The organism is Bradyrhizobium frederickii, from assembly GCF_004570865.1.
Taxonomy (GTDB): Bacteria; Pseudomonadota; Alphaproteobacteria; order Rhizobiales; family Xanthobacteraceae; genus Bradyrhizobium; species Bradyrhizobium frederickii.
Window position 1 is genome coordinate 68,520 of sequence record NZ_SPQS01000006.1, and the last position, 23,005, is coordinate 91,524.

The window sequence follows — 23,005 nt, forward strand, 5'->3', positions numbered from 1 at the left end:
AAGTGAAACGCAAGAATGACCATGGCTTTCCCGACCGGCAAGCCATCGTCGCCTTCATCAAGGCAAATCATGGAAAGGCCGGGACCCGCGACATCGCACGCGAGTTCGGCCTGAAGAACGCCGATCGCGCCGAGCTCAGGCGCATGCTGCGCGAGCTCGCCGACGACGGAATCGTCAAGAAGAAGCGCCACAAGGTGTCCGAGCCGGACGCGCTGCCACCCACGCTGCTTGCCGACATTACGGGACGCGACGCCGACGGCGAATTGATCGCCTCCCCCGCCGAATGGGACGAGGTCGAAAGCGGCGAGCCGCCAAGGATCCTGATCGAGATGCCGCGCCGGCCCAGGCCCGGCACCGCCGCCGGCGTCGGCGACCGCGCGCTGTTGCGCATCGAGCCGACAGGCGAGGACGAAGGCCCGGCCTGGCGCGGCCGCATCATCAAGGTCATCGACAAGGCCAAGAGCCGTATCCTCGGCGTGTTCCGCGAGCTTCCCGAAGGTGGCGGGCGGCTCGTGCCCGTCGACAAGAAGTTCGCCGACCGCGAGCTGAACATCGCCAAGACCGATACCGCCGGCGCGCAGGACGGCGACCTCGTCAGCGTCGACATCGTCCGCTCGCGCGGCTTCGGTCTGGCCTCGGGCCGGGTCAAGGAGAAGCTCGGCTCGGTCAAGTCGGAGAAGGCGATCAGCCTGATCGCGATCTACGCCCACGACATCCCGTTGCAATTCTCCTCCGCCGCGGAGCGCGAAGCGGAAGCCGCCGAGCCTGCGAACCTGAAGGGCCGCGAGGACTGGCGCGACGTGCCGCTCGTCACCATCGATCCACCGGATGCGAAGGATCATGACGACGCGGTGCATGCGCAAGCGGACGATGATCCCAACAACAAAGGCGGCTTCATCGTCAATGTCGCCATTGCCGATGTCAGCTTCTACGTGCGGCCGGGCTCGGCGCTCGACCGCGACGCGCTCGATCGCGGCAACTCGGTCTATTTCCCCGACCGCGTCGTGCCGATGCTGCCCGAGCGCATCTCGAACAATCTCTGCTCGCTGGTGCCGGGCGAGCCGCGCGGCGCGCTCGCGGTGCGCATGGTGCTCGGCCCCGACGGCCGCAAGCGCTCGCATACGTTCCACCGCATCCTGATGCGCTCGGCGGCGAAGCTCGCTTACGCGCAGGCGCAGGCCGCGATCGACGGTCGGCCCGATGACACCACCGGCCCCCTGCTCGATCCGATATTGAGGCCGCTCTATGCCGCTTACGCCTGCGCCAAGCGCGCGCGGGACGAGCGCGATCCGCTCAATCTCGATCTGCCCGAGCGCAAGATCCTCTTGAAGAGCGACGGCACGGTCGATCGCGTCGTCGTGCCGGAGCGGCTCGATGCGCACAAGCTGATCGAGGAGTTCATGATCCTCGCCAACGTCGCGGCAGCGGAAATGCTGGAGAAGAAATCGCTGCCGCTGATCTACCGCGTGCACGACGAGCCGACGCTGGAGAAGGTCCATGCGCTCTCCGAGTTCCTGGAGACGCTCGACGTTCCCTTCACCAAGTCAGGCGCGCTGCGCCCGACGCTGTTCAACCGCGTGCTGGCCCAGCTCGAAGGCCACGATTATTACCCGCTGGTCAGCGAGGTGGTGCTGCGCGCGCAGGCGCAGGCGGAATATTCCTCGGAGAATTACGGGCACTTCGGCCTGAATTTGCGCCGCTATGCGCATTTCACCTCGCCGATCCGCCGCTATGCCGACCTCGTCGTGCACCGCGCGCTGGTTCGCGCGCTGGGCATGGGCGAAGGCGCTCTGCCCGACAGCGAGACGCCGGAAACCTTGAGCGAGGTCGCCGCGCATATTTCGCTGACCGAGCGGCGCGCCATGAAGGCGGAGCGCGAGACGGTCGACCGTCTGATCGCGCATCACCTCGCCGATCGCATCGGCGCCAGCTTCCAGGGCCGCGTCTCCGGCGTCACCCGCGCCGGCCTGTTCGTGAAGCTGAGCGAGACCGGCGCCGACGGATTGATCCCGATCCGATCCCTCGGCACGGAATATTTCAACTATGACGAGAGCCGGCACGCGCTGGTCGGCACGCGCAGCGGCACCATGTACCAGCTCGGGGACGTCGTCGATGTCCGCCTGATCGAAGCCGCTCCCATCGCCGGCGCGCTGCGCTTCGAGCTGCTGTCATCATCCAGCGAGACCGCGCCGCGCCAGCGCCGGCCGCTCGGTGCGCAGCGCAAATCCTCCAAGCCCCATCCCGGACGCAGTCCGGAGAGAAAACGCAAGCCGGCGAAGCCGAAATCCGGCAAACCCGGGAAGGGCAAGGACAAGAACAAGGGAAAGAGCAAGGGCAAAGGCAAGAAGGGCAAGGCATGGTGACGATGAGCACGGCCCCAAAAATCTGGACGCGCGAGACGGGTCTCATCGAGAAGCGCGACGTCTTTGCGGCGATGAGGCGCGGCTTTCGCGGCCGTTGCCCGCGCTGCGGCGAGGGCAAGCTGTTCCGCGCTTTCCTGAAGACGGCGGACAATTGCGCCAAATGCGGTCTCGATTTCACGCCACATCGCGCCGACGATCTGCCCGCCTATCTCGTCATCGTCATCGTCGGCCACATCGTGGTGCCGGCCGTCTTGTGGATCGAGACCAATTACACCACGCCGGTCTGGATCAGCTTCGCCGCCTATCTGCCCTTCACCTTCGTCGCCTCGCTCGCGCTGCTGCAGCCCGTCAAGGGAGCTGTGGTCGGCTTGCAATGGGCTCTGCGCATGCACGGGTTTGACGAGACCCCTCCGGATGGTATTCCGCCGGTGTAGGCAGAATAAGCAAGAACAGTCTGGGTGAGGACATGACGGAAATTGCGCACGTCGCGGAGAAGGCAAAGGTCCACGAGGAAAAGGAGGCCGATCACCATCCCTATTTCCGTCCGAAGGATGCGGCGACGCTGATCCTGGTCGATCGCAGCGGCGCCGTTCCGAAAGTGCTGGTCGGCAAGCGCCACGACAAGGTGGTGTTCATGCCCGGCAAGTTCGTCTTCCCGGGCGGGCGCGTCGACAAGGCCGATTATCGCGTGCCCTGCGCGGCGTCGATCACGCCCGAGCTCGAGGCCAATCTCGCCAAGGGCAGCCCGAAGACCCCCGCCTCGCGCGCGAAGTCGCTCGCCATTGCCGCGATCCGCGAGGCCTGTGAGGAGACCGGGCTTTGTCTCGGCCGCAAGACCGAGGGCAAGCTGACGAAGCTCGATGGTCCGTGGAAGCCATTCGCCGATGCCGGCCTGCTGCCCGATCCATCCAGCCTGTTCCTGATTGCGCGCGCGATCACCCCGCCCGGCCGCGTCAAGCGCTTCGACACGCGCTTCTTCACCGCGGATGCTTCCGCGATCACTCACCGCGTCGACGGCGTCATCCATGCCGATGCCGAGCTGGTCGAATTGGTCTGGGTCGAGCTTGGCTCGAAGCCGCTCGCCGACCTGCATCCGATGACGCGCAACGTGCTCAACGAACTCCACAGCCGCCTTGCCGCCGGCCCGCTCCGTCACGACGCGCCGGTGCCGTTCTTCCATTTCTACGGTGGCAAGATGCAGAAGGATATTTTGGGATGAGCCGCTCTCGGCGTCATTCCCGAAGCGTTGCAAGTTGCTTCTTGGCAGCCGTCGAGCGCGCGCCTCGTCCTTCGAGACGACCGCTTCGCGGTCTCCTCAGGATGAGGCTAGGTTACATTCTTGCCTGTTGAATCTGGCGCCGCGCCTTCAGTCCTCATCCTGAGGGCCCGCCAACGGCGGGCGTCTCGAAGGATGGCCGCAGGCGACGGCGTCAAATGAAATGACGAGATTGTGCTGAGCGCACATCGAAAAACAAAATAATCTTCCCGCCGCTGCCGATGGCGCGGCTCCACGGCATGCCTATGTCTTTCCGAGCGTCACCAAGAACGGACCCCGGGCGATGGCACAACGGCAACTCAAGCTTGGCGCGTTCATGCGCCCGATCAGCATCCACACCGGCGCCTGGCGCTATCCCGGGGCCTGGCCCGACGCCAATTTCAACTTCCCGCACATCAAGCAGCTGATCAGGAAGCTCGAGGCCGGCAAGTTCGACGCCTTCTTCATGGCCGATCACCTCGCCGTGCTGAACATGCCGATCAACGCGCTCAAGCGCAGCCACACCGTGACCTCGTTCGAGCCTTTCACGCTGCTGTCGGCGCTCTCCGCGGTCACCGAGCGCATCGGCCTGATCGCGACCGGCTCGACCACCTTCGACGAGCCCTATCACGTCGCGCGGCGCTTCGCCTCGCTCGACCATCTCAGCGGCGGCCGCGCCGGCTGGAACATCGTCACCACATCGAATCCGGACGCAGCGCTGAATTTCGGCCTCGACGATCACATGGAGCACGCCGAGCGCTACAAGCGCGCCCGCGAGTTCTACGACGTCGTCACCGGCCTGTGGGATTCCTTCGCCGACGATGCTTTCGTGCGCGATGTCGAGAGCGGCCTGTTCTTCGATCCCGCCAAGATGCACACGCTCGACCACCACGGCAAATATCTGAAGGTGCGCGGCCCGCTCAACATCGCCCGCCCCGTGCAGGGCTGGCCCGTGATCGTGCAGGCCGGCGCCTCCGAAGACGGCAAGCAGCTCGCCGCCGAGACGGCGGAAGCTGTGTTCACCGGCGGCGGCAGCTTTGCCGACGGGCAAAAGCTCTACGCCGACATCAAGGGCCGCATGGAGAAGATCGGCCGCGACCCCGAGCATCTGAAGATTCTTCCCGGCGCCTTCGTGGTGGTCGGCGACAGTGTCGATGAAGCCAGGGAGAAGCGCGCTTTGCTGGACAGCCGCGTGCATTACGACAGCGCCATCGCATCGCTCTCCGTCATTCTCGGCACCGACGCCTCCGGCTTCGATCCCGACGGGCCCCTGCCCGAGATCCCCGAGACCAATGCCAGCAAGAGCGGCCGTCAGCGCATGGTCGATCTCGCCACGCGCGACAAGCTCACCGTGCGCCAGCTCGCCCAGCGCGTCGGCGGCTATGGCGGGCTGTCCTTTGTCGGCACCGCCAAGACCATCGCCGACCAGTTGGAGGAATGGCTGGTCGGGCGCGGCTCCGACGGCTTCAACATCATGTTCCCGTTCCTGCCCGCCGGCCTCGACGATTTCGTCGACAAGGTCGTCCCGGAACTGCAACGGCGCGGGATTTTCCGCAAAGAGTATGAAGGGGCCACTTTGAGGGAGAATCTGGGCCTGCCGCGGCCGAAAAACCGGTTCTTCGAGGCCTGATCGGCCCGATTTTGGTGCTTTTCGGGGTGTAAAACCTTGACATCAGGCGGTTTCTGGCTAGGTTGCCGGCCAACGCGGGCCGTTTGGCCGGCTCCAGATTCCCCTGATATTCTGAGGTTCAGAACATGGCCAAAGCGGTCACCATCAAGGTCAAGCTCGTGTCCTCGGCCGACACCGGCTTCTACTACGTTGCCAAGAAGAATTCGCGCACCATGACCGACAAGCTGGTCAAGAAGAAATACGATCCGGTCGCGCGCAAGCACGTCGAATTCCGCGAAGCCAAGATCAAGTAAGATCGCGGGACGTTGAAGACTTTGACGGGGCCCTCTGGGCCCCGTTTTCATTTTCTCCGCTGCGTGTCCCGGGCGCGCTGCAACGCGCAAGCGTTGCTGCGCAGAACCGGGACCCCGAGGGCGACACGGCACACTGCGGAGACATCGACCCCGGCTCTGCAGCGCACCGTCGACGTGACGCTGCGCTGCGTCCGGGGCACGAGAGCGGAAATTGACGCGCGGCTTGCTCTCCGCGTCATTGCGAGGACTCTCGCGACGGAGCAATCCGGAAGCATTCCGCCGAGACACAGCTCGCGCCATGACCTGCGCATTTGGACTCAACGGAGCGAGTGTGACCAACCTCGCAGAGCGCCATGATGGGATTCATTATCTCCAGCGGGATCGTTGCATGAACCTGGTCCATTCCCGTGAAGAGCCATTTGTCCCTGCTGGATCCGCTGCGCTTCGGAGCCGCTCTCGGCGTCGCCATCTTTCACCAGATGTTCTGGTCCTGGGCCTGGGTTTCGATTGGCGTCCCGGGTTTCGAGCGCCACGTCGCCGCCGACGTTCTCTACCCGTCGGCGACGCCGTTCACATGGTTCGGCTGGGTCGGTGTCGAGATATTCTTCGTCGTCTCCGGCTTCGTCATCGCGAATTCCGCCAGCCAATCGTCACCGGGGGCATTCCTTCTCGGTCGCGCGCTCAGGCTCTATCCGGCGGTCTGGGTTTGCGCCACGGCGACCTTCCTCGTTCTGCTGCTCTTCGGCAGTGGACCCGCTTCAGAATTCATCCTGCCCTACCTTCACGCCATGCTGATGGTTCCCAAGGGCGTCACGGGCCAATGGCTCGACGAGGTCTATTGGACGCTGGCGGCCGAGACCGCGTTCTATGGACTCGTGTTCTGCGCGATGCTCACGAAGACGATCACGCTGCGACACCTGGCCTTCGGCCTCACCATCTACAGCGCCATATTCAACGCTATCGCGCTCGTGGTGCTGTCCTGCACCACGCCATCCGACCTGCCTTATCTCGTCATCCTGATGTTCCGGGTGCCATGCGCGGCGTTCCTGTTGACGCATGGCTGCTTCTTTGCGCTGGGCATCTGGCTGTTCATTTCTGCGAACAGGCAGTTGACGGCGCTCGAGCAGCTCGCCGTCGCCGTCGCCTGTCTTTCGGGCGCCGCGGAGATCTACTTCTTCGCCTCTTTCCTTTTGACGTCGATACCTGCGATCGCGGATCAGTCGGCCCTTGTCCCGATCCTGGTTTGGGCGGCCGCGGTGCTGCTCATCGCCTATGCCGCCAACAGGAACAGGCGCTCTGCGGGCACCGCTTGTGCTGAAGCACCGGCTTATCTGAGGACGCTCGGACTCATCACCTATCCGCTCTATCTCACGCACAACGTCCTGGGCGCTGCAATCATCCGTGCCCTGGTCGATGCCGGCCTGGACGCGACCTCCGCCGTTTGGGTCGCGCTGGGCATGCTTGTCCTGGTCTGCTGGTTCATTTGCGCAAAGATCGAGCCGGCCGTCAGGTCGGCGCTGATGCAATCCCTCTCATATTTCGGCAAGCTGCCGCAGAGGCGGCCGGCAACGCGCCGCCCGGCATTGGCCCGGGGGCTGCGTCTTCCGCTGCCCGTCCCGGCGAAGGTGAACGTCGCGGCGTCGTAACCGATGTTCATCTGCTGAAACCGCGTCGCTCGATGTCGACGATGGCCATAACCGGTTGACGCAGATCAAAGTGATGTTGGCGGCACGCTGCAAACTTGCTGACCATGCAGACTACCGGGCCAATGACCCCACCTCACCGTGAGCGGACGGCGTGGGCGTGGATCTGGAAATCCGCCGTATCCGGACTGAGCGGCAGCACCGCTTCGACCGCGCTCATGTACTATAAGGCAAAGGCCGGAATCCTGCCGTCGTTCCAGCCATATGAGCACTTCCAGATGGCGGCAGCGAACTTGATCGGGCACGACATCCATCCAAGAGTTCTTTGGCTGGCCTCGTTCTTCAACGGGTCGACTGCCGTCGGTCTCGCCTTCGGCTATCTCTATCGGTACTTGCCAGGAGGCAGTGGCGCCTCAAAGGGGATGGTTTTCGGGCTTTGCGGCTGGCTGATCATGAACCTGTTCGCATTTCCGCTGGTCGGCCTCGGCTCGTTTGCAACCGCCTTAGGACTAGGGCTTTGGCCGGCAGCATTTTCGCTGGCGATGCTGTCGACTTACAGCGTTACGATGGGATTGATCTACGGTCTGCTGGATCGATCCGAGAACAAGGAATGATAGTGGCCCAATCGGCTCGCCCATGACCATCTTTGGCAAAGTGTAAGAAACCAATTTGCGTCACATCAAGCAGCTGCCGGCAATGGTCGACCACGTTGCGGCGAGAGATCGCTTGGAGGATTGGCCATGCTGCCATTTACACAGCAGCAATTTCTTGCGGTGTTCTCGGATTACAACGAAGCTATCTGGCCGAGCCAGATTTTCGCGTACCTGCTCGGCGGCACAGCCTTTCTTCTGTTGTTTCGGCAAACGGCGAGATCGAGTCGCGCGATCGCGGTTGTACTCTCAGCGATGTGGATATGGACCGGCGTCCTCTATCATGGGATCTGGTTCTCCCAGATCAACAAGTCTGCATATCTGTTCGCCTTGTTGTTCGTGATCGAGGGAGGTGGCCTGCTCCTGGCTGGCGCATACGGACATCAGTTGCGCTTCGGCTTCCGCCGCGGTGCCGCAGCCTGGATCGGAGCGTCACTGGTCGGCTATTCTGCGATTGTCTATCCATTGATCGGTATGGCCACGGGTCATGACTATCCTGCGGTTCCGGTATTTGGCGTCACGCCCTGCCCGGTTGCGATCTTCACATTCGGCATGCTCCTATTGACCATTGGTCCGGTGCCGCACTGGCTTCTTGTCGTTCCTGTCATCTGGTCCTTGATCGGCGGCAGCGCCGCCATACTGCTCGCCGTGCCTCAGGATTGGCTCTTGCTGGTGAGTGGGCTCGTCGCCGCTCCTCTCATCGCTATTCGTCGCGTCGATGTTCAGTCGGCGTCAACATGAAGTCCGCTTCGGGTCCACAAGCGGCCGATCCTGACCAGGCAGCGTGGCGTCCGCTCTGGCTCCCGAGCTGACGAAAAGCGATCACACGTTCCGCCTACGCCGCCCGCAGCACCGGCGCCGGCGGCTGCGACGGCCTGACCAGCGCGAACGCCACCTGCACGATGCCGCCGGCAAGCCCGAGCGCCACGCCGATGCGCCAGGCCATGGTGTAGGAGCCGAGCGCGTCATAGAGCACTCCTCCTCCGTAGGCACCGAGGAAGCTGCCGATCTGGTGGCTCATGAAGGCAAGGCCCTGGATCATCGCCTGCCAGCGCAGCCCGAACATCTCGGCGACGGCGCCCGCGACCAGCGGGCCGACGCCCATCCACAAAAAGCCCATGATGGCGCCGAACAGCAGCGTCGAGAACGGCGTTGCCGGCAGCATGAAGTACCAGGCTAGCGCCAGCGAGCGCAGGATGTAGATGCCACCCAGGAGCGCGAGCTTGTTCCAGCGCTGGCCGGCCCAGCCGAAGAACAGCGAACCCAGCACGTTGAAGCCGCCGATCATGCCGAGCGTCTGCGCGCTCAGCATCGGGTCGAGGCCGCAGATCGCCAGATATGACGGCAGATGCGTGGTGAGGAACACCAGCTGCATGCCGCAGACCAGATAGGCGCAGGTCATCACCACGAAAGAGGCGTTGCCGAACGCCGCCTTCGTCACCGCCGCCGCGGTCGCATCGACGATGTCGTCGGCGGCGGGCTTGGGCAGCGGGACCTGATCGACGCGGCCGGCGTACCAGGCCGCGGGGATCATCAGCACCGACATGACGACGAAGCCGGCAAGGCCGATGCGCCAGCCAAAACCCTCGTTGAGCATCTGCCCGATCGGCGCCGACAACAGCGCGCCGAGCGAGCCCGCGCCGGAGACGATACCGAGCACGGTCGAGCGCATCGTTTCCGGCACCGCACGCGCCGCCACCGACATCGCGATCGCAGCCGCGGTGCAGGCCAGCGACGTCCCGATCAGCACGCCGGCGCCGATCATGATGCTGAAAAGCCCGTTCGCGGTCGCCATCAGTGCGAGCCCCGCGATATACATCAGCGCGCCCGCGATCATGATGGCACGGAAGCCGTAGCGCACCGTCATCGCGCCGGCGAGCGGCTGCAGAAAGCCCCAGGCGAGGTTCTGCACCGCCAGCGCCAGCGTGAAATCCGAGATCGAGATGTGGATGTCGTGCGTCAGCGGCTGCATGAAGATGCCGAGCGACTGCCGCAGCCCCATGCTCAGCGTCAGCATGATCGAGGCGCCGATCAGGATCGGCAAGGTCGGACGCAGGACCTGCAGCAGGGGCATTCTTCTTCTCCCTTTTGGGCACGGCGCACGTGCCGCCGTCTGCTTTTGCCGTTGATTTTGATTACACAGACCTGTGTACTTAGGCTATGATCAGCAGGTGCTGTCAAGCGAACAGGACGCATTCTGCTGCATGGCTCCCCCGCCCGCCCCACAGACGATGAAAGAGCGGATCCTCCGGACCGTCGACAAGCTGTTCTATCTGCAAGGCATTCGCGCGATCGGCGTCGACACCATCGCGGCCGAGATCGGCATCAGCAAGCGCACGCTGTACAACCACTTCCCCTCCAAGGACGCGCTGATCGCGGCCTATCTCGAGCGCCGCTTCGTGCACGCATCCCCTTCCGACAAGCCGCCGGCCGAGCAGATCCTCGCCACCTTCGATTCGCTGGAGCGGCGTTTTGCGGCCAAGGATTTTCGCGGTTGCCCGTTCGTGAACGCGGTCGCTGAGCTCGGGCCTGCCGACCGCGCCGTGAAGAAGATCGCCATCGCCTTCAAGGAAAGCCGCCGTCTCTGGTTTCGCGACCGCCTGAACGAGCTCGGCGTGGCTGATGCGGACGCGCTCGCAACGCAGCTCGTGCTCCTGGTCGACGGCTCGATCGCGCAGGACCTCGTCCGCGACGACCCCGCGATGGCGCGCGCGGCGAAGGAAGCGGCGAAGGTGCTGTTGCGGAATGCGGGGGTGGATGTGGGGGATGCAGTGAAGGCTGCCACGACGCAAAACAGACGTCCACCACGCTGACCATCGTCGCCGCATCGGACGGTGTCATCACCCGCGAAAGCGGGTGATCCAGTATTCCAGAGCCGATTGTGATTGAACCGAGAAGCCGCGGCGTACTGGATTCCCCGCTTCCGCGGGGAATGACAGCGGAGCTTGGGGGACCGTCGCGATCCCACCAACATGCTCCTGTTTTGCTCGACACGTCAAAGGGCGCGACCAGCAGCGCAAAGCCATTTCGCCGCCGCGTAACCCATTGATCCGACTAGCGTCGGCTACTGTGCATGGGGTTGTTTTCGCAATTTTTGTGTCGCGGCGGCCTCACGCCGCCTGCGACACCACGCGGTTGCGGCCGTCGTGCTTGGCGCGGTAGAGCGCGGTGTCGGCGCGCTTGAGGACGTCGGCGACCGCCTCGCCCTTTCGCTCCAGCGTGGTGAGGCCGATCGAGATCGTGACCTCGATGCGCATGGCGCCCTTGTGGATCGCGAACGGCTCGCCCGCGATCGAGCGGCGCAGGCGCTCGGCGACCATGCCGGCGACGTGCAGATCGGTCTCCGGCATCACGATGACGAACTCCTCGCCGCCGTAGCGGCAGGCGAGATCAATGCCGCGGATCGACTTGCGCACCCGCACGGCGAATTCGCGCAGCACGTCGTCGCCGGCGTCGTGGCCGTAATTGTCGTTGATCGACTTGAAGAAGTCGATGTCCAGGATCATCAGCGCCAGGGGCTTGCCGCGAGTCGCGGCCTGCTCGGCGAGCGTTGCCAGATGGCTCTCCATGTAGCGGCGATTGTGCAGGCCGGTGAGCGCGTCGGTGATCGCCATCTCGATCGAGTTCTGCACGTTGTCGCGAAGATGATCGGTGTAGCGGCGGCGGCGGATCTGGGTGCGGGCGCGCGCCAACAGCTCGGTCTTGTCGATGGGACGCAGCAAATAGTCGTTGACGCCGATCTCGAGGCCGCGGAGCAGCCGCGTCGCGTTCTCGGGGTCGGCGATCGCCAGGATCGGCACGTGGCGCGTGCGCTCCAGCGAGCGCGCCTGGCTGCAGAGGCGGAGGCCGTCGAAATTGTTGAGGTCGAGCGAGACGATCAGCAGGTCGTAATTGCCCTCGGCGGCGTGGAACAGCGCCTCCGTCGGGTTCGGCTCCACGTCGATCGTGTGCTCGGCGGCGAGGATGGTCGCCAGCCGCTCGTAGGAGGACTGGCGGTCGTCGACCAGGAGAATGCGGCCGCCCTTGCCGGTGTCGGAGACGGCGCTGCGCTCGGGCGCCTGCATGCCGATCTCGAGCGAGGTGATGGCGCGCATGCGCAGCTCGTCGGTCATCATCTTCAGCCGCGTCAGCGAGCGCACGCGCGCGATCAGCACGACGTCGGAGACGGGCTTGGTCAGGAAATCATCGGCGCCGGCCTCGAGCCCGCGATTGCGGTCGGAGGGACTGTCGAGTGCCGTGACCATGACGACGGGAATGTGATGCGTGGCCGGGTCGGATTTGATGCGGCGGCAGACTTCGAAGCCGTCCATGTCAGGCATCATCACGTCGAGCAGGATGATGTCGCATTCGGCGCGATGGCAGATCGCCAGCGCCTCGGTGCCGTTCGAGGCGGTCATCACGTCGAAATATTCGGCGGAAAGGCGGGCCTCGAGCAGCTTGACGTTGGCAGGAACGTCATCGACGACCAGGATACGCGCAGACACTGTGAACTCACTTCCTATCCGATAAAACGCCGGACCGTCTCAATGAATTTGCCGACCGAGATCGGCTTGGACAAATAGGCCTCGCAGCCGCCCTCGCGGATGCGTTCTTCGTCGCCCTTCATCGCGAATGCCGTGACCGCGACGACGGGAATGGAACGCAGCTCCGGATCGTCCTTGATCCAGCGCGTCACCTCCAGCCCGGAAACCTGAGGCAGCTGGATATCCATCAGCACCAGGTCGGGCCGCATCTTGCGAACGAGGTCGAGCGCCTCGTAGCCGTTGCTAGTGCCGGAGGTCTGGTAGCCGTGCGCCTCCAACAGGTCGCGGAAGAGCTTCATGTTGAGCTCGTTGTCTTCCACGATCAGGACGGTCTTGGCCATCCCGCCCTCCCGATTGGTCCGAAGGACCGGTCCATGTGACGCCTCAGACGCCGCTTTCCGGCGTTTCGAAAACTGGATTCAAACTAGCCTCAGATTCGCTTGAGTTTCGTTAAACCCGAGGGTCGACTTTCTGCGATGTGGTTTCCAGTTGCTTGTCTGGGGTCGGAAGACTCAGAGGCGAGACTCGGGCATGATGCAAAGTAGACACCGAAAGTTAACGGAAAGGCAAATTGTCCCCTTGAAAAAGCCTGTTCACAACCCCCGCGAAGTCGCTGAAATCGTTGCGATTCAGGCCCTGTCCTTCGTCGCGAGCGAACCTGAGCGGCTGGGCCTGTTCCTGGCTGAGACAGGGGTCGGTCCGGAGACCCTGCGCAATGCCGCCGCGGACCCCAATTTCCTGCTCAGTGTGCTCGATTTCGTGATGCGGGACGATGCCACCGTGAAGGCCTTTGCCGGCTCCGTCGAGCTGCATCCGACCAACGTCGCCGCAGCGCGGCAGGTCCTCGGCGACGCGCTCGGCGACCCCTCCTGGGAGCGCGACGTGCCGTGACCGTCCCCGACCCGGCCGGGCCGCGCTGCTTCTGCCGGGATTGTCTGGCCGATCTGGGTATGGGGGTGCGGCGCTGCTCGGCCTGCGGTTCCCCTCGCCTCGTCCGCCACCGGGCACTGGCGGGCCTGACCATCGCCCATATCGACTGCGACGCCTTCTACGCCACGGTCGAGAAGCGGGACAACCCCGACATCGCCGACAAGCCGGTCATCATCGGCGGCGGCAAGCGCGGCGTGGTGTCGGCCGCCTGCTACATCGCGCGCACCTATGGCGTGCGCTCGGCGATGCCGATGTTTCGGGCACTCGAAGCCTGCCCGCATGCGATCGTGATCCCGCCCGACATGGCGAAATATGTCCGGGTCGGCCGCGAGGTGCGCCAGGCCATGCAGGCGCTGACGCCGCTGGTCGAGCCGCTCTCGATCGACGAGGCCTTCCTCGATCTCTCCGGCACCGAACGCGTGCACGGCATGATCCCGGCCAAGGTGCTGGCGCGCTTTGCCCGCGAGGTCGAGCGCGACATCGGCATCTCCGTCTCGGTCGGCCTGTCCTGCAACAAGTTCCTGGCCAAGATCGCCTCCGACCTCGACAAGCCGCGCGGCTTTGCCGCGCTCGACCAGGAGGAGGCGCGCGCGATGCTGGCGGACAAGCCGGTCGGCTTCATCTTCGGCGTCGGCCCCGCCACGCAGGAGCGCCTCGTGCAGCGCGGCTTCCGCATCATCGCCGATTTGCAGAAGGCCGACGAGATCGAGATGATGCGGCAGTTTCCGAGCGACGGCCGCAGGCTGTGGCGACTCGCGCGCGGCATCGACGACCGCCGCGTCGAGCCTGACCGCGGCGCCAAGACCATCTCCAGCGAAACCACCTTCGAGACCGACATCCGCGATTTCGCGACGCTGGAGAAGATCCTGTGGCGGCTGTGCGAGAAGACCTCGTCGCGGCTCAAGAGCGGCGAGCTCGCCGGCTCGACCGTCACGCTGAAGCTGAAGACCGCCGATTTCCGCCAGCGCACCCGCTCGCAGTCGATCGCCGCCCCGACGCAGCTCGCCGCGAAGATCTTCTCGATCTGCCGCGAGATGCTGGCCAAGGAGATCGACGGCACCGCTTTCCGCCTGATGGGCGCCGGCGTCAGCGCGCTGCGCGAGGGCTCGCCCGCCGACGACACCGACATGCTCGACCGCCGCGCCGCGCATGCCGAGCGCGCGGTGGACAGCCTGCGCAAGAAGTTCGGCAGCGCCGCGGTGATCCGCGGCATCGCCTATGAGGGCCCGGAGAAGGCACCGGAGTGAACGACGAAGAGTATCCGTTCCGTCATCCTGAGGTGCGAGCCCTGGCGAGCCTCGAAGGATGAACGGCCGAGATGCAGCAGGGCCGTGCATCCTTCGAGGCCTCCGCCAATGCTCCGGCGCCTCAGGATGACGGGTCTGAGAAGGAGCGACCGTGACGGGTGAATGCGATCTCGCTGCGCTACTGAGGCACATCAAGCCCGAGCTGCGGCCGGGCATCTTCGTGTTCTGCACGATCCCGGCAAATGAGAGCATTCCGGCGGCGATCAGCCCTCTGCTGACGTTTCGCGAGCAGGAAGGCACGACGCTGGTGATCCCTCATGAAGAGGCTGAAGCCGCGGGACTAGGCTATGCGTTCGCCTCACGCCTGATCACCCTGACGGTTCACTCCGCGCTCGATGCGGTCGGCTTTCTGGCGGCCGTCACCTCAGGTCTGGCCGAAGCCGGCATCAGCGTGAATGCCGTTTCGGCGTTCCATCATGACCATCTCTTCGTGCCCGTTGACAGGGTGGACGAAAGCGATGGCGGTTCTACAAGAGCTGTCAGCAGAGTAGGATGGGTAGAGCGCAGCGAAACCCATCAAGCTCTTTCCGGGCGAGAGGATGGGTTTCGCTGCGCTCTACCCATCCTACAGTCAGTTCAATCCGCGACCGCAATCGCCTCGATCTCGATCAGCCATTCCGGCGCGGCGAGCGCGGAGACGCCGACAAGCGTGGATGCCGGCGGCTCCATGCCTTCGAAGAAGGCCGAGCGGGCCTTGCCGATGATCGGCCGCAGCTCCGGCTTGTAGTTCACGACGAAGGTTGTGATCTTGACGATGTTGGAATAGCTCGCGCCGGCCGCCTTCAACGCGTGGCCGAGGTTCTGCATCACCTGCGTGGTCTGCGCGGCGATATCCCCCTCGCCGACGATCCGTCCCTCCTCGTCCACCGAGACCTGGCCCGAGATGTAGATGGTGCGCGCGCCTGAGGCGGTGACGACGTGGGAGTAAGCGGGATTGTGATGCAGGCCGCTGGGGCGAAGATGGTCGAGCTTGGGCATGGGCTGGCTCCCTGAGGTTTTTGGTTGGGAGAGAGCGTAGCTGGGGAGAGAGCAGAGAGCCAGTCCCGTCAAGGCGCGGAGCAGCACGGCGGAGAAAAGGCGCATAGTGCCGTGCCCACGATCTTTCTCAATGGCAACAGATGGTGGGCACGCTACGCTTTGCCCACCCTACGGCACCGCGCGCGGAAATCGCCCTCAATTGCAGGGCTTGCTGTCCTTGACGTCGAACTTGCCCATCGCGCCGGAAATCACGAAGTCGTTGTAGTCGAGCACGAGCTGGCGCGAAACGCCGTTCTCGTACAGCTCGAACGCCATCGCATAGACCGGCGTCTGCTCGCCCTCCTTCTGCTGGGCGTCGCGGTCGAAATAGCTGACGGTGACCGGCCAGCGCTTGAGCGATTTCATGTGCTCGTCCGACGTCGACGGATCGGCGGAGGTGGGACGGTCGGCGGGGATCGGCTGGCCGATCACGGTCAGCGTGTTGTAGACCTTCTGGCCGTCGTCGGAGCCGTCATAGACCGAGAGCTCGAGCAGCGATTTGCCGTCCCTGGCGGCGGCGATGATGCGCTGGATCTGCTCGGTCGGGAACACGATCGTGCCGTCGAGGGTAAAACTCTTCGGCGCCGGCAGCTTCAGCTTGACGTTGATGTGGTCGCCGTCGCGCTCGGCCGTGCCGTCGACCCGGCCGGCATCGGCCTCGTTCATGCGCGTCTCGATCTTGAAGCGGTAGCTCTTGCCGGCGGCGTCCTCCCAGGAATTGGAACGGAGGTCGCTGAGCGTGACCTTGCCCTCGCCGCTGTCGAGCTCGGACACCTGGCGGAATTCGGACGTGTAGCCCTCGCACGCGCTTCCGGTGAAGTTGTAGAGGATGCGGCCGCGCGCGCTGTTGACCGAGTTGGAGCGCGATTTCACCAGGCTGAGGTCATAGAGCGCCTGGTGCGGCAGGAACGGACCATTGGCGGCCTGCGCGCCCCCGCCGAGGCCGAAGCTGGCCGCCGCGAGCGCCATCACACCGAGCGAAGTCCGGAAAAGGTGCACCATGTCTATTCCTTGGGGACGCGTCCTTGCGAAGCGCAGATTCGACATTTTAATGACCGTTCCATTGCGTCGCAACTGAGGCCGTTTCACGTAAAGTTGCGGCCCTGGTGCTGAACCTGCTGGCCGACCTCAACAAAATACGGCCCCTTCCGGTTGCTTGCATGTGGCGGCCCGATGGGCGAAACAGGGCGCGCCCGGCCACTTTTGCGGACGCGCCGGGGCGAATGATTTTTGGACAACGAGGTCGGACATGGCGGGCACGGTCGAGCAGAAGCTGGCGGAACAGGGCATCAAGCTGCATGAGGCCCCGACCCCCGTCGCCAATTACGTCCCGTTCGTGCGCACCGGCAACCTGCTGTTCGTCTCCGGCCAGGTCTGTTTCGATCCCGCCGGCAAGCTGATCGCCAAGGGCAAGCTCGGCGCCGGCGTCTCCATCGAGGACGGCGCCGCGGCCGCCCGCGGCTGCGCGGTGAACCTGCTGGCCCAGGTCAAGGCGGCGCTCGGCGATCTCGACAAGGTGGTGCGCGTGGTGCGCCTCGGCGGCTTCATCAACTCGGCGCCGGACTTCCTGGACGGGCCGAAGGTGCTCAACGGCGCCTCCGACCTGATGGTCGCCGCCTTCGGCGACAAGGGCCGCCATGCCCGCACCACCGTCGGCGTCGCCTCGCTGCCGGCCGATGCCGCGGTCGAGGTCGACGGCGTGTTCGAGGTCGCCTGACGCGACATGCGCGCGCCTGATTGGCTGACAGCCCGGCCGGTCGCCCATCGCGGCCTGCATGACATCTCCCGTGGCATCGTCGAAAATATGCCCGGCGCGGTCAAAGCCGCGATCGCAGGCAATTTCGCGATCGAGGTCGACATCCAGCTCTCCGCCGACGGCGAGGCCATGGTGCATCACGACCATGCCCTCGGCCGCCTCACCGAGGCCACCGGCGACGTGATCTCGAAGACCGCCGCCGAGCTGAAGGCGATCAGGTTCAAGGACACGCCCGAGCGGATGATGTCGCTGACCGACCTTTGCGCCCTCGTCGCCGGCCGCGTGCCGCTGGTGATCGAGGTGAAGAGCCATTTTGGCGGCGACCGCAAGCTGGTGAAGCGGATGGCCGAGGTGCTGGCGTCCTATGAGGGGCCAGCCGTCGGCATGTCCTTCGATCCCGACCAGGTGCTGGCCCTGCGCGAGCTGTTGCCCTCCCGTCCGCGCGGCATCGTCGCGCAGCGGACCTATGAGGACGATTACTGGGCCAGGCTCACGCGGGAGCAGCGCGACAGCATGCTGTACCTGCGCCACGGCCTTCGCACCCAACCCCATTTCGTGGCCTTTCGGGTCGACGACCTGCCGGCCCCCGCCCCCTGGATCGCCCGCAACGCCTTCGGCTGCGCCCTGCTCGGCTGGACCGTCCGCACCCCCGAGCAGCGGACCCGGGTCGGGCAGTGCGCGGACCAGATGATTTTTGAAGGGTTCGTGCCGTAGGCTTGGCTCCCTCCACCGTCATTGCGAGCGCAGCGAAGCAATCCAGGATCCCTCCGCGGAGAGACTCTGGATTGCTTCGTCGCAAGGGCTCCTCGCAATGACGGCGGTGGTGGCCGCTCGACCTGCGCCTCCCCACCCCCTTGAAGTCGCTGGTGCAATGCACGATCTTGGGCCCGATGGCATCATCCGAAATGACCCTGGAGGCTGTACCGTCCATTGGCGAGGTCTCGCCCGGGGATTGGGACGCCTGCGCCAATCCCGGCAAGGCCCTTACCGAAAAGGCCTGCAACGGGCATGGCCCGGGAACCTCATCTCTCCCTTCAGGCGATTCCCTCGGCCTCTCAAGACCTGCCTATAACCCCTTCGTCTCCCACGCCTTTCTTTCCGCAATTGAGAAATCGGGTTCGGCGACCATCCGCACCGGCTGGGGCCCGCGGCATCTCGTGGCCAGGATCGATGGCCGCGTCGCCGGAATCGTGCCCTGCTATCTGAAATCGCATTCCCAAGGTGAGTACGTCTTCGACCGCGGCTGGGCGGACGCTTATGAGCGCGCCGGCGGGCGCTATTATCCGAAGCTCCAGGTCTCGGTTCCCTTCACCCCGGCGACGGGTCCGCGGCTCCTGGTCCGCGACGGCGTCGACCGCGAGCGGATCATGGATGCATTGGCGAGCGGGCTGGTGGCGCTGTGCGGCGTCAGCAAGGCCTCCTCGGTGCACGTCACCTTCGCGCGCGAGGCGGAATGGAAGCTGCTCGCCAAGCACGGCTTCCTGCAGCGCACCGACCAGCAGTTCCATTGGCACAATGAGGGCTTTGCGAGCTTCGACGATTTCCTGGCGACGCTGAACTCGCGACACCGCAAATCGATCAAGCGCGAGCGGCGCGACGCGCTGGCCGCGGGCATCACCATCCACTGGCTCACCGGCAAGGACATCACCGAGGAGGCCTGGGACGCCTTCTTCGAATTCTACATGGAGACCGGCTCACGCAAATGGGGCCGGCCTTACCTGACGCGGGAATTCTTCTCGTTGATCGGCGAGACGATGAGCGCGGACGTGCTGCTGGTGATGGCCCGCCGCAACAATCGCTGGATCGCGGGCGCGATCAACTTCATCGGCTCGGACACGCTGTTCGGCCGCAACTGGGGCGCGGTCGAGCATCATCCGTTCCTGCATTTCGAGGTCTGCTATTACCAGGCGATCGACTTCGCCATCAAACGCGGCCTCACGCATGTCGAGGCCGGCGCGCAAGGCGAGCACAAGATCGCGCGCGGCTACCTGCCGCGCACCACCCATTCCGCCCACTTCATCGCCGATCCGGGCCTGCGCCGTGCCATCGACGATTACCTCAAGCGCGAGCGCGCCTATGTCGCCGAGGCCGGACGGGAGCTCGCCGAGCTCGGCCCGTTCCGCAAGGGCGCCGACGAGGCGCCTTGACGGTTTGCCGTTGCTGGTGACAGTAAGCGCAAAATTCCAGGCGCAGAGTTCTCGGGAGCCGCCAACATGACCGCCTACGACACCAACAACATCTTCGCGAAGATCCTGCGCGGCGAGCTGCCCTGCTACAAGGTCTACGAGGACGACCACGTGTTCGCCTTCCTCGACATCATGCCGCGCGTCCCCGGCCACACGCTGGTGATCCCGAAGGCCCCTGCCCGCAACATTCTCGACATCGCGCCCGACGATTATGCCCATGTCGCCCGCGGCGCGAAGAAGATCGCACTCGCCGCGATGAAGGCCTTCAAGGCCGACGGCATCACCGTGCAGCAGTTCAACGAGCCCGCCGGCGGCCAGGTGGTGTTTCACCTCCACATGCACGTGATGCCGCGCCACGACGGCGTGGCGATGCTGCCACCCGCCAGCCGCAAGGAAGATGCCAAGGTGCTGGAAGAAAACGCGGCGAAGCTGATCGCGGCGTTGAAGGCGGGGTAGCCCCACAGCCTCCGTCATTGCGAGGAGCCCTTGCGACGAAGCAATCCAGGATCCCTCCGCGGAGGCAGTCTGGATTGCTTCGTCGCTTCGCTCCTCGCAATGACGACGGAGAGAGCGTGCCTATTCCGTCTCGAAATCACCCTGCTGTGGCGCCGCCAGCGGGGTGAACTCGCACCGATCCGGCTTGATGTCGATCAGCGGCGTGTTGTCGAGGCAGTCGAGACCGCGCACCAGGATGGCGTTGCCCTCGATGCCGACCAGCTTCACGATCGACGTGCCGATCGGGTTCGGCCGCACCGGCGAGCGCAGCGAGAATGTGCCCCGGGTCTTGTCGTTGTTCTTCGGACTCTGCAGGATGATGTCGCGGCGTGACTGGTCGAGCCAGTAGAGCACCTCGAGATTGCTGTAGAAGTCGACGCCCTTGATGGCTGGCACGAACGGCTCGAAGATCTCGAGACGGCAGATCGGGCCATCCTGACGCCCCTGCCGTGGCGTCTCCATCCGCGAGGTCCAGGGCGTGCGGATGCGGCCGATGAAGATCAGGCCGGCATCCTCCGCGGGCGGCAGCTCGATGGCGACCTCGCCCTCGCGGAGCTCGTTCTTGCGAACCATATTTCCAATTCCTTGCTGTCGAGCCGTGTTTTAGCCCAACCACCACTTGCCGGCCAGCATGAAGACTTCGCCGGTCACGACGCCCGCAAAGATCGAGCGGCGCGTCAGCAGGAACACGACGAGACCGGCCGCCACCGCCCCATAGCGCAGACTATCAGGCACGCCGGCCAGCGCGCCCGGCGGCTCGACCACGATCTGGGCGATGACGCCGGCGAGGATGGCGGTGGCGACCGCCCGCACCCAGACCAAGAGCTCGGAGCCTTCGTCGATGCCGCCGCCGAACCACAGGCCCAGCATGCGCCAGATCTGGTTGGGAACGACGCCGGCGACGAACAGCACCGCCAGCGCATGCCAGTCGCCGATGAGCTGCGCCGAGCTCATGCGCGCACCTCCCGCCACCAATGCACGCCATAGGCGATCGTGCCCGCCACCACCCCGCTGACCAGGATATCGACGCCGGAGCTCAGCTTCGCGGCCAGCGGATACAGCACGATGCCGAGCACGAGCGCGACGACGTCGGCAACCTCGCGGCTGTTGCGCGCGGTCGAGAACAGGAAGGACAGCGGCGTCAAGAGCAGGATCGCCGCGCCGAGCGTCTGCGTCAGATTGGCGGCGAGGAAATAGCCCACCGTGTTGGCAACGAGACAGACCGAGACAAGGCCGCAGCCGAGCCCGTGAACGAAGGCGATGCGCCGCTCGCGCGGCACCAGCGGCAGGAAGCGGTGGCATTCGACCCACAGCGTCACCGCGGTGAGATGCGCGGCAAAGACCAGCTCGCGCCGTTTGGTCGTCGGCGTGCGCATCAGCGGCAGCACCGAAACCACCATCGGAAACAGCCTGATAGCGCTGACGGTGACGGCAATCGCCGACTGGACGATGGTGGCGCCGGAGCCGAGCGTGGTGATCAGGATGATCTGCGCCGGCCCGGCCCAGACGAACAGCGTCGAGGCGAGCGCCCAGAGCAGGCTGAAATGGGTGTCATGCGCGAGCGCGCCGATGCCGAGATAGGTCACGAACAGCACGATGGTGAGGATCGTCTGCGTGACCGAGCGCAGGCCCCAGCCGAAGGCAAGCCAGGGGCTATTCCATTGCGGGGAATCGAGCGGGGGCAGCGCCACGGGAGCTTTGGTCGGGGTTACAGAATCGTGCCCGCATAACGGGCAATGGGGGCATCCGCGTCAAGGAAGCCCGCGGCGGGGCTGGCATGCGTGACACACCCACCGCTGTCATTCCGGGGCGCGCCGCTTGGCGCGAGCTATGGTGCGCAATTGCGCATCTGAGAATCCATCGGGCCGGAGAAATTGCTGTGCGATGGATTCCGGCTCGCGCCCAAGAGGGCGCGCCCCGGAATGACGAGTCGAGAGAGACGCGCCCCCTACCCGCTCACACCCCTGTTCCTCAGCACGAAGCACGCCCCGCCGGCTTTCCGGATCCGGTTGCACAAATCATCCGCCTCGTTGCGCGTCTCAGTGCCGATGCGCACCTGGTAGAACGCGCGCGTGCCGCGGCTGCGCATCACCGAGGACAGCAGGCTCGGGTCGCGGTCGCCGATCACCGAATTGAGCCGCGTCACCGCACGGGAGTACATCGCCAGCGCTCTGTTGCGGTCGAAGCCGGCGGCGAGCTGGACGCCCCAGGCCTTGGCGGCCGCAAGCTCCACGTGCTGCTCGAGCTCGGCGACGAAGGCATTCGGTGCGCGCTTCAATAGCGCCATCAGATCGCGGCAGCTCGTCGGCGGTGAGCTTGGCGGTCCCTTGCCGGTCGCTCCTGCCTTGGCCCAGGCATCGACGCTGGTGCCGGTGATGGCATAGACGTAGTTGCGGGTCTGCTCCGGCATTCCGCCGGTCCCGGCGAGCCATTCCTGCACGCGCCGCGGGCCGGCATTGTAGGCCGCCGCGGCGAGGCCGAGATTGCCGAACTGGTTGCGCAGCTCGCTCAGAAATTCCGCCGACTTCGGCAGCGCCTGCACCGGATTGAACGGATCGAGCAGCCCGCGCTCGCTTGCCGTGCCCGGCATGAACTGCGCGATCCCTTGTGCGTGCTCGCCGCTGCGCGTCATGGGGCCGACCGCGTCGGCCTGGAAGCGGCTCTCCTGCCAGATCACCCGGGCGAAGAATTCCAGCGGGAGATTGGCATCGCGCGCCGCCGCCTCCACGATCAGGCAGATCGATTCCCGCGTGTCGCTCTCGCGGGCGTCCTTCGGCTGCTCCGGCGGCTTCGCCGGTTCCTCGGCTTTCGGAGGCACGTCAGGGGCCGGCGCCTCCTCCGCCAGCGCCGGCGACAGCACGAGGGCCTGGCACAAGACAGCGATAACCCGAGCTATTTGCATGGCATCGACGTGACAGGACAAATCGGACCTTGACTTGGAACCCCAGCCAACTAGC

The 23,005-nt window shown here is 65.0% G+C and carries 24 protein-coding genes and 1 pseudogene; 16 read left to right on the top strand and 9 right to left on the bottom strand.

The features are described from left to right. Positions 1 to 2: 2 nt before the first annotated feature. The 8 genes from rnr to E4K64_RS12000 all read left to right on the top strand — a co-directional run bounded on the left by rnr (position 3) and on the right by E4K64_RS12000 (position 8,575). Positions 3 to 2,363 (top strand): ribonuclease R, encoded by a 2,361-nt coding sequence (gene rnr / locus E4K64_RS11960; protein ID WP_135163690.1) that lies wholly within the window; start codon positions 3 to 5, stop codon positions 2,361 to 2,363. Then, on the top strand, positions 2,357 to 2,797 hold the full coding sequence (locus E4K64_RS11965) for a DUF983 domain-containing protein (protein WP_126258591.1): 441 nt from the start codon (positions 2,357 to 2,359) through the stop codon (positions 2,795 to 2,797). Before rnr ends, E4K64_RS11965 begins: the two co-directional genes overlap by 7 nt. 32 nt (positions 2,798 to 2,829) lie before the next feature. Then, positions 2,830 to 3,582, top strand: coding sequence for an NUDIX hydrolase (locus E4K64_RS11970; RefSeq protein WP_135163691.1), 753 nt, complete (start codon positions 2,830 to 2,832; stop codon positions 3,580 to 3,582). Between the two features lie 340 nt (positions 3,583 to 3,922). After that, entirely contained in the window at positions 3,923 to 5,248 is a 1,326-nt protein-coding gene (locus E4K64_RS11975) for an LLM class flavin-dependent oxidoreductase (protein WP_135163692.1), read from the top strand. A 125-nt stretch (positions 5,249 to 5,373) separates the two neighbouring features. Continuing rightward, a complete protein-coding gene (gene rpmG / locus E4K64_RS11980) occupies positions 5,374 to 5,541 on the top strand; it encodes a 50S ribosomal protein L33 (RefSeq protein ID WP_007603295.1) in 168 nt (55 codons plus the stop codon). Between the two features lie 419 nt (positions 5,542 to 5,960). Then, the gene (locus tag E4K64_RS11990; RefSeq protein ID WP_235884655.1) at positions 5,961 to 7,187 is read left to right on the top strand and encodes an acyltransferase family protein; all 1,227 of its coding nucleotides are present in this window, start codon (positions 5,961 to 5,963) and stop codon (positions 7,185 to 7,187) included. A 122-nt stretch (positions 7,188 to 7,309) separates the two neighbouring features. After that, positions 7,310 to 7,798, top strand: coding sequence for a DUF6789 family protein (locus tag E4K64_RS11995; protein WP_347338624.1), 489 nt, complete (start codon positions 7,310 to 7,312; stop codon positions 7,796 to 7,798). A gap of 126 nt (positions 7,799 to 7,924) precedes the next feature. Beyond that, complete coding sequence (locus tag E4K64_RS12000) at positions 7,925 to 8,575, top strand: DUF6064 family protein (RefSeq protein WP_135163695.1); 651 nt, start codon at positions 7,925 to 7,927, stop codon at positions 8,573 to 8,575. A gap of 94 nt (positions 8,576 to 8,669) precedes the next feature. Here E4K64_RS12000 and E4K64_RS12005 read toward each other — a convergent pair whose 3' ends face one another. Continuing rightward, the gene (locus tag E4K64_RS12005; RefSeq protein WP_135163696.1) at positions 8,670 to 9,908 is read right to left on the bottom strand and encodes an MFS transporter; all 1,239 of its coding nucleotides are present in this window, start codon (positions 9,906 to 9,908) and stop codon (positions 8,670 to 8,672) included. Positions 9,909 to 10,038: 130 nt separating this feature from the next. Between E4K64_RS12005 and E4K64_RS12010 the strand changes: the two genes are divergently transcribed. Beyond that, entirely contained in the window at positions 10,039 to 10,647 is a 609-nt protein-coding gene (locus tag E4K64_RS12010) for a TetR/AcrR family transcriptional regulator (protein ID WP_135163697.1), read from the top strand. 297 nt (positions 10,648 to 10,944) lie between these two features. Here E4K64_RS12010 and E4K64_RS12015 read toward each other — a convergent pair whose 3' ends face one another. Further along, complete coding sequence (locus tag E4K64_RS12015) at positions 10,945 to 12,318, bottom strand: PleD family two-component system response regulator (protein WP_135163698.1); 1,374 nt, start codon at positions 12,316 to 12,318, stop codon at positions 10,945 to 10,947. 14 nt (positions 12,319 to 12,332) lie between these two features. Next, positions 12,333 to 12,698, bottom strand: coding sequence for a response regulator (locus tag E4K64_RS12020; protein WP_008130064.1), 366 nt, complete (start codon positions 12,696 to 12,698; stop codon positions 12,333 to 12,335). A 238-nt stretch (positions 12,699 to 12,936) separates the two neighbouring features. Between E4K64_RS12020 and E4K64_RS12025 the strand changes: the two genes are divergently transcribed. The 3 genes and pseudogenes from E4K64_RS12025 (at position 12,937) to E4K64_RS12035 (ending at position 15,085) form a co-directional block, all read left to right on the top strand. Then, positions 12,937 to 13,248, top strand: a complete 312-nt coding sequence (locus E4K64_RS12025) for a DUF3572 domain-containing protein (RefSeq protein ID WP_126258599.1) — start codon at positions 12,937 to 12,939, stop codon at positions 13,246 to 13,248. Further along, positions 13,245 to 14,534, top strand: a complete 1,290-nt coding sequence (locus E4K64_RS12030; RefSeq protein ID WP_135163699.1) for a DNA polymerase IV — start codon at positions 13,245 to 13,247, stop codon at positions 14,532 to 14,534. The genes E4K64_RS12025 and E4K64_RS12030 overlap by 4 nt, the downstream gene beginning before the upstream one ends. Before the next feature lie 151 nt (positions 14,535 to 14,685). Next, positions 14,686 to 15,085 (top strand): annotated as a pseudogene (locus E4K64_RS12035) (ACT domain-containing protein). Between the two features lie 85 nt (positions 15,086 to 15,170). Here E4K64_RS12035 and E4K64_RS12040 read toward each other — a convergent pair. Beyond that, the gene (locus tag E4K64_RS12040; RefSeq protein WP_135163700.1) at positions 15,171 to 15,572 is read right to left on the bottom strand and encodes a RidA family protein; all 402 of its coding nucleotides are present in this window, start codon (positions 15,570 to 15,572) and stop codon (positions 15,171 to 15,173) included. A gap of 195 nt (positions 15,573 to 15,767) precedes the next feature. Then, positions 15,768 to 16,613, bottom strand: a complete 846-nt coding sequence (locus tag E4K64_RS12045) for a cell envelope integrity EipB family protein (RefSeq protein ID WP_167771961.1) — start codon at positions 16,611 to 16,613, stop codon at positions 15,768 to 15,770. 247 nt (positions 16,614 to 16,860) lie between these two features. Here E4K64_RS12045 and E4K64_RS12050 point away from each other — a divergent pair, with 247 nt between their 5' ends. From E4K64_RS12050 to E4K64_RS12065, 4 genes are all read left to right on the top strand, one after another. Then, a complete protein-coding gene (locus tag E4K64_RS12050) occupies positions 16,861 to 17,328 on the top strand; it encodes a RidA family protein (RefSeq protein WP_018321130.1) in 468 nt (155 codons plus the stop codon). 6 nt (positions 17,329 to 17,334) lie between these two features. Next, positions 17,335 to 18,081 carry a glycerophosphodiester phosphodiesterase gene (locus E4K64_RS12055; protein WP_135163702.1) on the top strand — a complete coding sequence of 249 codons (747 nt, stop codon included), beginning with the start codon at positions 17,335 to 17,337 and terminating at the stop codon, positions 18,079 to 18,081. Positions 18,082 to 18,257: 176 nt separating this feature from the next. Continuing rightward, positions 18,258 to 19,514, top strand: a complete 1,257-nt coding sequence (locus E4K64_RS12060) for a GNAT family N-acetyltransferase (RefSeq protein WP_135163703.1) — start codon at positions 18,258 to 18,260, stop codon at positions 19,512 to 19,514. Between the two features lie 66 nt (positions 19,515 to 19,580). Further along, positions 19,581 to 20,009 (top strand): HIT family protein, encoded by a 429-nt coding sequence (locus tag E4K64_RS12065; protein WP_126258608.1) that lies wholly within the window; start codon positions 19,581 to 19,583, stop codon positions 20,007 to 20,009. Positions 20,010 to 20,129: 120 nt separating this feature from the next. Here the strand turns inward: E4K64_RS12065 and tsaA are convergent, their stop codons facing one another. From tsaA to E4K64_RS12085, 4 genes are all read right to left on the bottom strand, one after another. Then, positions 20,130 to 20,621: a tRNA (N6-threonylcarbamoyladenosine(37)-N6)-methyltransferase TrmO gene (gene tsaA, locus E4K64_RS12070; RefSeq protein ID WP_126258609.1), complete on the bottom strand. Its 492-nt coding sequence runs from the start codon at positions 20,619 to 20,621 to the stop codon at positions 20,130 to 20,132. Positions 20,622 to 20,651: 30 nt separating this feature from the next. After that, entirely contained in the window at positions 20,652 to 21,002 is a 351-nt protein-coding gene (locus E4K64_RS12075) for an AzlD domain-containing protein (RefSeq protein ID WP_135163704.1), read from the bottom strand. Further along, complete coding sequence (locus E4K64_RS12080; protein ID WP_135163705.1) at positions 20,999 to 21,739, bottom strand: AzlC family ABC transporter permease; 741 nt, start codon at positions 21,737 to 21,739, stop codon at positions 20,999 to 21,001. Before E4K64_RS12080 ends, E4K64_RS12075 begins: the two co-directional genes overlap by 4 nt. Positions 21,740 to 21,996: 257 nt before the next feature. Next, the gene (locus E4K64_RS12085) at positions 21,997 to 22,950 is read right to left on the bottom strand and encodes a lytic transglycosylase domain-containing protein (RefSeq protein WP_135163706.1); all 954 of its coding nucleotides are present in this window, start codon (positions 22,948 to 22,950) and stop codon (positions 21,997 to 21,999) included. Positions 22,951 to 23,005: the final 55 nt, after the last annotated feature.

Bases quoted from the DNA above. Each gene is read 5' to 3' on its own strand.
- E4K64_RS11965 (WP_126258591.1), top strand. From the start codon at position 2,357: ATGGTGACGATGAGCACGGCCCCAAAAATCTGGACGCGCGAGACGGGT.
- E4K64_RS11970 (WP_135163691.1), top strand. From the start codon at position 2,830: ATGACGGAAATTGCGCACGTCGCGGAGAAGGCAAAGGTCCACGAGGAA.
- E4K64_RS11975 (WP_135163692.1), top strand. From the start codon at position 3,923: ATGGCACAACGGCAACTCAAGCTTGGCGCGTTCATGCGCCCGATCAGC.
- rpmG (WP_007603295.1), top strand. From the start codon at position 5,374: ATGGCCAAAGCGGTCACCATCAAGGTCAAGCTCGTGTCCTCGGCCGAC.
- E4K64_RS11995 (WP_347338624.1), top strand. From the start codon at position 7,310: ATGACCCCACCTCACCGTGAGCGGACGGCGTGGGCGTGGATCTGGAAA.
- E4K64_RS12000 (WP_135163695.1), top strand. From the start codon at position 7,925: ATGCTGCCATTTACACAGCAGCAATTTCTTGCGGTGTTCTCGGATTAC.
- E4K64_RS12005 (WP_135163696.1), bottom strand. From the start codon at position 9,908: ATGCCCCTGCTGCAGGTCCTGCGTCCGACCTTGCCGATCCTGATCGGC.
- E4K64_RS12010 (WP_135163697.1), top strand. From the start codon at position 10,039: ATGGCTCCCCCGCCCGCCCCACAGACGATGAAAGAGCGGATCCTCCGG.
- E4K64_RS12020 (WP_008130064.1), bottom strand. From the start codon at position 12,698: ATGGCCAAGACCGTCCTGATCGTGGAAGACAACGAGCTCAACATGAAG.
- E4K64_RS12040 (WP_135163700.1), bottom strand. From the start codon at position 15,572: ATGCCCAAGCTCGACCATCTTCGCCCCAGCGGCCTGCATCACAATCCC.
- E4K64_RS12045 (WP_167771961.1), bottom strand. From the start codon at position 16,613: ATGGTGCACCTTTTCCGGACTTCGCTCGGTGTGATGGCGCTCGCGGCG.
- E4K64_RS12050 (WP_018321130.1), top strand. From the start codon at position 16,861: ATGGCGGGCACGGTCGAGCAGAAGCTGGCGGAACAGGGCATCAAGCTG.
- E4K64_RS12055 (WP_135163702.1), top strand. From the start codon at position 17,335: ATGCGCGCGCCTGATTGGCTGACAGCCCGGCCGGTCGCCCATCGCGGC.
- E4K64_RS12060 (WP_135163703.1), top strand. From the start codon at position 18,258: ATGGCATCATCCGAAATGACCCTGGAGGCTGTACCGTCCATTGGCGAG.
- E4K64_RS12065 (WP_126258608.1), top strand. From the start codon at position 19,581: ATGACCGCCTACGACACCAACAACATCTTCGCGAAGATCCTGCGCGGC.
- tsaA (WP_126258609.1), bottom strand. From the start codon at position 20,621: ATGGTTCGCAAGAACGAGCTCCGCGAGGGCGAGGTCGCCATCGAGCTG.
- E4K64_RS12075 (WP_135163704.1), bottom strand. From the start codon at position 21,002: ATGAGCTCGGCGCAGCTCATCGGCGACTGGCATGCGCTGGCGGTGCTG.
- E4K64_RS12085 (WP_135163706.1), bottom strand. From the start codon at position 22,950: ATGCAAATAGCTCGGGTTATCGCTGTCTTGTGCCAGGCCCTCGTGCTG.